The following is an 8,115-nucleotide window of genomic DNA, read 5'->3' as shown; positions in this document are numbered from 1 at the left end:
ATGAAGGTTATTTTGAAAATCTTATCAAAGAAGTTCTTTTAGAAAATAAACATAGTTGTGAAATTGTTTTAAAACCTTCTAAAGAATTAGGACAACACCGTCGTGAAAAAGAAGAAAAGAAATTAACGGATGCTTTAAATTCTATGACTGATGTTCAAAAACAACAATTACATACAGAACAAAAACAATTGGATGCTTTCCAACAAGCGCCAGATACTCTTGAAAACTTAAATACCTTACCTAAATTAAGTCTTGAAGATATTGAAGCAAAAGCACAAAAGATTCCTTCAAAATTGATAGATTTAGAAGGATGTAAAGTTTTAAAACATCAAACAGAAACCAATGGTATTTATTATTATGCTCTTTATTTTAATATCGATCATTTAGATTTAGATCAAATAAGTAGCTTATCTTTTATTTGTTCATTATTAGGAAATATCTCTACGACAAAACATAGTGCTAAAGATCTTTCTACAAAGATTCGTCTTCTTTGTGGATCAATGAATTTTTCTATTAATACATATGAAACAACAAATAAAGAAAATCAAGTTTACTTAAAAGCTTCATTTTCTACTTTAGAAGAAAATGAAAAAGAAGCTTTAAAACTTCTTATTGAAATCTTACAAGAATCTGTCTTTGATCAAGAAAAAATGATTCATGATATTTTAAAACAACGCATTATTTCATTAAAACAAGCGATTACTATGGCAGGTCATAGTTTATCAATGAAAAGAGTTTTAGCGATGGTAAGTCCTTCAGGTGTTATTGATGAATATAGTAGTGGTATTGCTTATTATAAGTGGTTAAAAGAATTAGATGATCATTTTAATTTTGATGATCTAAAACAAAAATTAGAAAGTGTTTATCAAAATATTTGTTTCTATAATCGTTTAACTTTATCTTTTACAGGAAATAATGATACAAATTTAGAAAGACAAGTAAGTTATTTAAAAGAAACATTAAAAGTTTCTGGTACTTTAGAAAAAGCAATCATCAAACCTTTTTCTATCAAAAAAGAAGGAATCATTATTCCTTCAGATATTGCCTATGCCTCTAGAGGAGGATATCTTTTAGATACTTCTAAAGTGACACCGCTTGCCTCAAAAATCATTTCATTAGCGTATTTATGGAATGTAGTAAGAGTACAAGGTGGGGCTTATGGTACAGGTTTAGTATCACGTGCTTCAGGATTTACATGTTGTTATTCTTATCGTGATCCAAATGGAAAAGAATCTTTAAAGAAATATGAAAAATGTGGAACATTCTTAAAGGATTATTTAAAGGAAAATCATGATTTAACAGGATTTATCATTGGAACGCTTTCAGGGTTAATGCCATTTATGATGCCTTATAATATTGGTAAATATGGTGATTTGTATTACTTTAATAAAAATGATGAAGAAGCTAGACAAGAACAATTAGAAGCTATTTTAAATGTAGATAAGGATGAATTATTAGAAATTGCAAAGGAAATCGATGAAACTTTAGAAAAAGGTGGAATATGTATTATTGGTGGTAAAAACCAAATTGATCAATGTGATCTTGATGAAGTTATTTCATTATAAAAGAGGTGTTTTTAATGTTAGAAAAATATGATGTTTATTTAAGACCATTTAATTGTCAAAGAACATTGCATATTTATTTACCCAATGATTATTATCAAAGTGATGAAAGATATCCTGTTGTTTATATGTTTGATGGACATAATTTGTTTTTAGATAGGGATGCTACTTATGGTAAATCATGGGGCTTAGCTGAATTTTTAGATCATTATGATAAGAAATTGATTATTGTAGGTGTTGAATGTAATCATGAAGGAAATGAAAGATTAGGTGAGTATTGTCCCTATAACTTAAACAGTCGTTATTTTGGGCGTGTTCAAGGGAAAGGTATTCAAACATTAGATTGGCTTGTTTATGAACTAAAACCCATGATTGATCAAAAATATAGAACATATCCTTATAGAGAATGTACAGCTATTGCAGGAAGTTCTATGGGTGGTTTGATGGCTTTTTATGGAGTCATCAAATACAACCAATATATTTCTAAAGCCGCTTGTTTATCACCAGCCTTTGGCTTATGTAAAAAACGTTTAGAAAAAGATCTTCCTCAAAATCTAAACCCTGATACACGTATTTATATGTCTTTAGGAACGGAAGAATTTAAAAGACCACAACGTTATATTAAAAACATTCAGGAGTTTAATGATTATATTGTGTCTCAAGGTGCAACAAGTTATATCAATATTATTCCTGGAGGTCATCATAATGAAGCTGAATGGGAAAAACAAAATGAGTTGTATATGAATGTGATGTGGAAATAAGAAGTTAAAAATGAATTATAAAAAAGGTAAATGCATATGAAAATAAGATGTTTTGAAGAAAATGATATAAAACCTATTTATGAATTATTAAAAAATGAATTAGGCTATGAAGTTGATTATGGTTTATTTGTTTTAAGAGTACAAGAAATGATAAAAAATAATTATTTGATATATGTAGCTTGTATGGAAAATAAAGTTGTTGGTTTTATTGGAATAGAAATAAGTTATGTCTTTGAACTTCCAAAACAAATAATAAGGGTAAATGCGCTTGCTGTTGATAGAAATTATCAAAATAAAGGAATTGGAAAACAACTTATACAAGAAATTGAAAAATATGCCAGAACAAATAACATAGCTGCAATTACTTTAAATAGTGGGATTTCTAGAAAAACAGCACACATTTTTTATGAAAAACAAGGGTATTCTAAAAAAGGCTATAGTTTTATTAAATATCTAAAATAGGAGTATAAAATGAATATTGAATTATACGATAAAATCAAAGATCTTTATTTAAAATATCATAAAGAAAAAACGTGGAATCATGTAAATAATGTAGCCAAAGAAGCTAAAAAACTTGCAACACAATATCATCTAGATCTTGAAAAATGTAAGATAGCAGCATTATTGCATGATATCAGTGCAATCCTTTCACCAGATGATATGTATAAATACGCTAAAGAATTAGGATATCAAATAGATGCTAGTGAAGAAAAATATCATTTTTTATTGCATCAAAGAATTTCTAAAGAAATTGCACACGACTATTTTCATATTGAAGATAAAGATATTTTATCAGCAATTGAATGTCATACAACTTTGAAAAAAGAAATGAATGATTATGATAAAATTATTTTCTTAGCTGATAAACTCGCTTGGGATCAAGGAGGGATACCTCCTTATTATCAATCATTAAAAGAGGCAATTAATGTTTCTTTAGATAAAGGATGTTATTGGTTTATTAATTATCAGTTTGAAACACATCAACTTCTTATGCCTCATACTTGGTTATTAGAAGCTTATGAAAAATTAAAACTGACAAATGAAAGCAAATAGTGTCGGGAAGAAATCTTTTTTCTTAACTATAATACAAGTACAGTAGAGAAAAGGAGAAAAGATATGGATTGGGTAAATGCAATTGAGGAGACCATTCAATATATTGAAAGTCATTTAACAGAAAATATAACGGTGAAGGATGTTGCAAGACATGTTCATATTTCTGAGTTTTATTTTCAAAAAGGATTTGCCATGTTATGTGGATTCACTATTAGCGAATATATTCGTAAAAGAAGACTATCGCTTGCAGGTAATGAAATTGCAGGAAGTGATATAAAAATTATTGATATTGCTTTAAAGTATGGATATGATTCACCAGATAGTTTTACCAAAGCTTTTACACGTTTTCATGGTGTAACACCAACAGTAGCTCGTAAGAAGAATACAACTTTGAAATCCTTTGCTCCACTGAAACTAACAATAGCTTTAGAAGGAGGATATCTTATGGATTACAAGATTGAAAGAAAAAAAGCATTTAAAGTTATCGCTAATGGAAAAACATTTGCGTATGAAAATGCTAAAAAAGTTGTTCCTGATTTTTGGAAAGAACACTATCAAACAGGTAAAGGAAAAGTTGTTAGAGGGATTTATGGAATTAATATTGATAAACAAATGGGACAAGAAAGTTTTGATTATTTAATTGCTGATCCTTATCAAGGACAAGTTATTCCAGAAGGTTTCGCTTTAGAAACTATTCCTGAATTTGAATGGGCAATTTTTCCATGTGTTGGTGCAATGCCTAAAGCCTTGCAAGATGTAAATATTAAAATATTTACAGAGTGGTTACCAGCTTTAAAAGATTATGAATTTGCTGCGGGATATTGTGTAGAATATTATGATGATCCAACAAAATATTCTAAAGGTACATTGGATGAAAATTATTATTGTGAAATTTGGATTCCTATTAAAAAAAGATAAAAGAAATCTCTAATAGAGTTATTTTCTATTAGAGATTTTTATTTGATAGGATATCAATTAAAAATGGAACAACTTTTTCATTAGACATTTCATCTAGAGAAGAAATAAGACGATATTCACTATGTTCTTCAGGATCTAATTGAATTGTATAATCAGTAGTATTTTTTAAAGTACAAATATAAACAAGACGGGTAAACATAATATTTTTACCTTTGTCAAAGTTACTATCTTCATGAATAATTTGTTTGACTTCAACATCTAAATTGACTTCTTCTTTAGCTTCTCTGATTAAAGCTTCTACAGGTGTTTCAAAGTCTTCTACAGAGCCTCCAGGAATATCCCAATATTCAGGGTAAACATTTGGTTTTCCTCTTTTGATAATACTTCTTTTAATGACAAGATATTTGTCATTGATTTTCATTAAACCATGGACAATAAGTTTGTTTTGAAATTCTTTCATATGATTTTCCTCCTTATGGGTAAGTTCTATTATAAATCTGTTTTCAATAAAAATGCAATGAGAAAAATATGATATAATAAAATCAATAAAGATTAGAGGAAATGTGTATGGATAAAAATAAAAAATGGATTGATTATATTATTGAATTACAAAGCTTAGCACAAGCTGGACTTACTTATGGAAAAGATGTTTATGATAAAGAACGCTATGAACGTATTCGTCAACTTTCTGCTATGATGATGGCAGATCTTTCAAATAAACCATTAGAACAAGTAGAAGGTCTTTTTTGTAATGAAGTAGGGTATCAAACACCAAAAATTGATACACGTGCCGCTATTTTTAAAGAAGATAAAATCTTACTTGTTCAAGAGAAAAATGGAACATGGGCACTACCTGGTGGTTGGTGTGATGTCAATGTTTCTGTTATGGAAAATACTATCAAAGAAGTAAAAGAAGAAGCAGGACTTGATGTTGTCGTTAAAAGTGTGATTGCACTTCAAGATAGAGAAAAACATAATCAACCAATTTATGCGTATAAGGTATGTAAAATATTTATGCTTTGTGAAGTAGATGGTGGTGTTTTTAAAGAAAATAGTGAAACAGTAGGTTTTGATTATTTTACAAAAGATAACCTTCCAATACTTGCTACAGAAAAGAATAATGAAGAACAGATTCAAATGTGTTTTGATGCTTATAAAGCAGGAGAAAATTGGAAAACATATTTTGATTAATTTTTTAAAGAAGGTGAAAAAATGAATGATGAATTAAAAGCTATTCTTGATCAAATGGAATTATGTATTGAAGATGATGAAATTACTTATGAATTTGATGATTTGATTGAAAAAATAAGTGATTTAAATTTAGGATTATCTTCTATAGAACCATTATTGCATTTTATAGAAAAACATCCTTTAGTCGATTTTGGTTTTCCTGGAGAAATAGTCCATTATTTAGAAAAATTTTATAAACAAGGATATGAAGAAAAATTGATTGCCTCATTAAATAGAAAACCAACACGTCATACTGTTTTTATGTTGAATAGATTAATTAATGGAACTACTCATAAAGAAGATTATTTGTTATTAATGAATGACATTGTTCATAGAAATGATGTTGAACAAGAAATAAAAGATGATGTACAAGAATTTTTAGATTTTCAAAAAGAAATGGAGTAACAAAAATGAATAAAATAATAAATGATTTTCCTTTTGATAATCAACAAAATACAGCATGTATTGTATGTTGTCATGTTTTAGAAGGACATCCTATTTTATATGTAAGTCATGATGAAGATGATGGCATGTGGCAATTTTTATGTGGAAACAATCATAATATGGAAGATGCAAGAATTATTTCATTATTTGAAGCTTATAACATTGATAACTCTATTGGTTTATTAAAAGATATACCACGAGGTTATTATGCAATAAGAGAAAATGTAGAAAGTGATTGGATTGTTAAGAAATAATAATGCTGGAGGTGTTATCTATGACAATAAAGTTTAAGGGTTATTTAAAAAATGATAACCAGTTAAAAAGTGTTGATGAATCACAATTAGAGAAAATGGTTATTGGGTGGATTGACTATCTATTTGCTTTTTTGATTATTTTATATCCTTTAACAAAAAGTTTAAATTTATTGGTTTCTAGATATAATGGAAAAATTTTAAATGTATTTTTAATAGATATATTGGGTTTTATTATTGTGATTTTATTAATGATTGTCCATGAATGCTTTCATGCAATAACATTTTCTAAAAAAGAAGATATTTATATTTGGTTTCAGGGGTTTGGAATGATAACACATTGCACAGAAATAAAGAATGTAAAAGAGTATCTTTATACTTTATTGTTACCTAATTTACTTATTACATTGCCATTATCGATTTTTGTAATATTTGTAAAACTATCAAATCCATTGATTTTAAAAATGATAGGATTAGTTTCAAGTATTATAATTTTAGGAGCAATTAATGATTTTGCTACTATAGTTTATATAATTAGAAATAGAAAGCAGATAGAGTATTTACAATTAAGTGGTAAATACATGTATTATAAGAAGAAATAGCATATAGAGGAAAGGTAGAAAAATGAAAAAAAGATATTATTTTATTATTATTTTAGTTATTTTGATTCCTATTTTGATCGTTACGTCTTTAATAAAAGATTCTAATCAAAAACCAGCTATTAAAATTAAAGATAATGAAATCATTACATATGTACCTAATTGTAGTGAACCAACAATTAAAATAGATGAAATACGAAATATTAAATTATTGGATAATGTTGAAATTGGAAATAAACAAGTAGGATATAAAGAAGATGAGTGTCAAGCAGGTTATTTTAATACACAATTTGGAACATGTTTTATTTATATAAATCCTAATATTCATTCATACATTTATTTTGAAACCAAGGACGACAAATGCTTGATTAATTATGAAAGTGAAGAAAAAACAAAAGAGTTGTATGAAACTATAAAAAATATTTAACCTTAAAGGAGAATTAAAATATTATGGAAAATAAAGATGTTCAAAAAATAGCAAAAATGACAATACAATATGCAAAAGAAATTATTAAACCTGGTATGTCCCTTATTGATTTAAGAAATGATTTAGAAAAGAAAATGCTTGAGCTAGGTGCGGATTCTTTTTGGTATTGGAATGTAGGAGCATTTATTTTTTCAGGAGATGAAACAAATGTTTCAATATCAGGTAAACATTATGTAACTGCGAATAAAACTATACAAAATGATGATATTATTACGATTGATTTATCACCTCAAAATAATAATGTTTGGGGAGATTATGCAAGAACAATTATTATTGAAAATGGGATAGTTGTTGATTGTATAGAAAATATTGAAAATGAAGAATGGAAAAAAGGATTACAAATGGAAGATAGACTTCATCAAGAATTATTGAAATATGTTACTGTTGAAACAACTTTTGAAGATCTTTATTTTCATATGAATCATTTGATAAAGGAATATGGATTTATTAATTTAGATTTTTTAGGAAATTTAGGACATTCTATTGTAAATAGAAGTGAAGATAGAATTTATATTGAAAAGGGAAATAAAATAAAATTAATAGATGTCAATTATTTTACGTTTGAACCACATATAAGTGTTTTAAATTCTAAATATGGTTATAAAAAAGAAAATATTTATTATTTTGTTGAAGGAAAATTAATTGAATTATAATTTATTATTAAAACTAAATGTTGAAGATATTAAAAATTGCTCAAACCTAGTTGTATTAAGGAATGAGTGATTTTTTATTTTTGTTTCTATTTTTTACAATTTAGCCTAACTCAAGATAAATGTTGGTAATGACACCTAATAATGTCAGTCTAACTTT

The 8,115-nt window shown here is 26.9% G+C and carries 12 protein-coding genes; 11 read left to right on the top strand and 1 reads right to left on the bottom strand.

Translation table 11 applies throughout. The annotated features are described in order from the left end of the window. From ACLVEP_RS12395 to ACLVEP_RS12375, 5 genes are all read left to right on the top strand, one after another. A partial coding sequence (locus ACLVEP_RS12395; protein ID WP_412585207.1) for a hypothetical protein occupies positions 1 to 1,565 on the top strand: 1,565 nt, incomplete at its 5' end. Positions 1,566 to 1,579: 14 nt separating this feature from the next. Then, a complete protein-coding gene (locus tag ACLVEP_RS12390) occupies positions 1,580 to 2,323 on the top strand; it encodes an alpha/beta hydrolase (protein ID WP_412585205.1) in 744 nt (247 codons plus the stop codon). Between the two features lie 36 nt (positions 2,324 to 2,359). Further along, positions 2,360 to 2,785, top strand: coding sequence for a GNAT family N-acetyltransferase (locus ACLVEP_RS12385; protein ID WP_412585203.1), 426 nt, complete (start codon positions 2,360 to 2,362; stop codon positions 2,783 to 2,785). A 9-nt stretch (positions 2,786 to 2,794) separates the two neighbouring features. Continuing rightward, entirely contained in the window at positions 2,795 to 3,376 is a 582-nt protein-coding gene (gene yqeK, locus ACLVEP_RS12380; RefSeq protein WP_412585202.1) for a bis(5'-nucleosyl)-tetraphosphatase (symmetrical) YqeK, read from the top strand. Positions 3,377 to 3,439: 63 nt separating this feature from the next. Next, positions 3,440 to 4,294, top strand: a complete 855-nt coding sequence (locus tag ACLVEP_RS12375) for an AraC family transcriptional regulator (protein WP_412585201.1) — start codon at positions 3,440 to 3,442, stop codon at positions 4,292 to 4,294. A gap of 28 nt (positions 4,295 to 4,322) precedes the next feature. On the opposite strand, the gene ACLVEP_RS12370 is transcribed toward ACLVEP_RS12375, so the two are convergent. Beyond that, positions 4,323 to 4,754, bottom strand: coding sequence for an NUDIX hydrolase (locus tag ACLVEP_RS12370; protein ID WP_412585200.1), 432 nt, complete (start codon positions 4,752 to 4,754; stop codon positions 4,323 to 4,325). Between the two features lie 107 nt (positions 4,755 to 4,861). On the opposite strand from ACLVEP_RS12370, the gene ACLVEP_RS12365 reads away from it, so the two are divergent. The 6 genes from ACLVEP_RS12365 to ACLVEP_RS12340 are packed head-to-tail and all read left to right on the top strand — an operon-like array spanning position 4,862 to position 7,958. Beyond that, on the top strand, positions 4,862 to 5,485 hold the full coding sequence (locus ACLVEP_RS12365; protein WP_412585199.1) for an NUDIX hydrolase N-terminal domain-containing protein: 624 nt from the start codon (positions 4,862 to 4,864) through the stop codon (positions 5,483 to 5,485). Positions 5,486 to 5,506: 21 nt separating this feature from the next. Next, positions 5,507 to 5,929, top strand: coding sequence for a hypothetical protein (locus tag ACLVEP_RS12360; RefSeq protein ID WP_412585198.1), 423 nt, complete (start codon positions 5,507 to 5,509; stop codon positions 5,927 to 5,929). Between the two features lie 5 nt (positions 5,930 to 5,934). Next, the gene (locus ACLVEP_RS12355; RefSeq protein ID WP_412585197.1) at positions 5,935 to 6,222 is read left to right on the top strand and encodes a hypothetical protein; all 288 of its coding nucleotides are present in this window, start codon (positions 5,935 to 5,937) and stop codon (positions 6,220 to 6,222) included. A 20-nt stretch (positions 6,223 to 6,242) separates the two neighbouring features. Beyond that, complete coding sequence (locus tag ACLVEP_RS12350) at positions 6,243 to 6,821, top strand: metalloprotease family protein (RefSeq protein WP_412585196.1); 579 nt, start codon at positions 6,243 to 6,245, stop codon at positions 6,819 to 6,821. Between the two features lie 22 nt (positions 6,822 to 6,843). Continuing rightward, positions 6,844 to 7,245: a hypothetical protein gene (locus ACLVEP_RS12345; RefSeq protein WP_412585195.1), complete on the top strand. Its 402-nt coding sequence runs from the start codon at positions 6,844 to 6,846 to the stop codon at positions 7,243 to 7,245. Positions 7,246 to 7,268: 23 nt separating this feature from the next. Next, complete coding sequence (locus ACLVEP_RS12340) at positions 7,269 to 7,958, top strand: M24 family metallopeptidase (RefSeq protein WP_412585193.1); 690 nt, start codon at positions 7,269 to 7,271, stop codon at positions 7,956 to 7,958. Positions 7,959 to 8,115: the final 157 nt, after the last annotated feature.

Origin of the sequence: Faecalibacillus sp., from assembly GCF_047023275.1 — a bacterium.
Lineage (GTDB): Bacteria > Bacillota_I > Bacilli_A > Erysipelotrichales > Coprobacillaceae > Faecalibacillus.
This window is presented reverse-complemented; position numbering and strand designations above follow the sequence as displayed.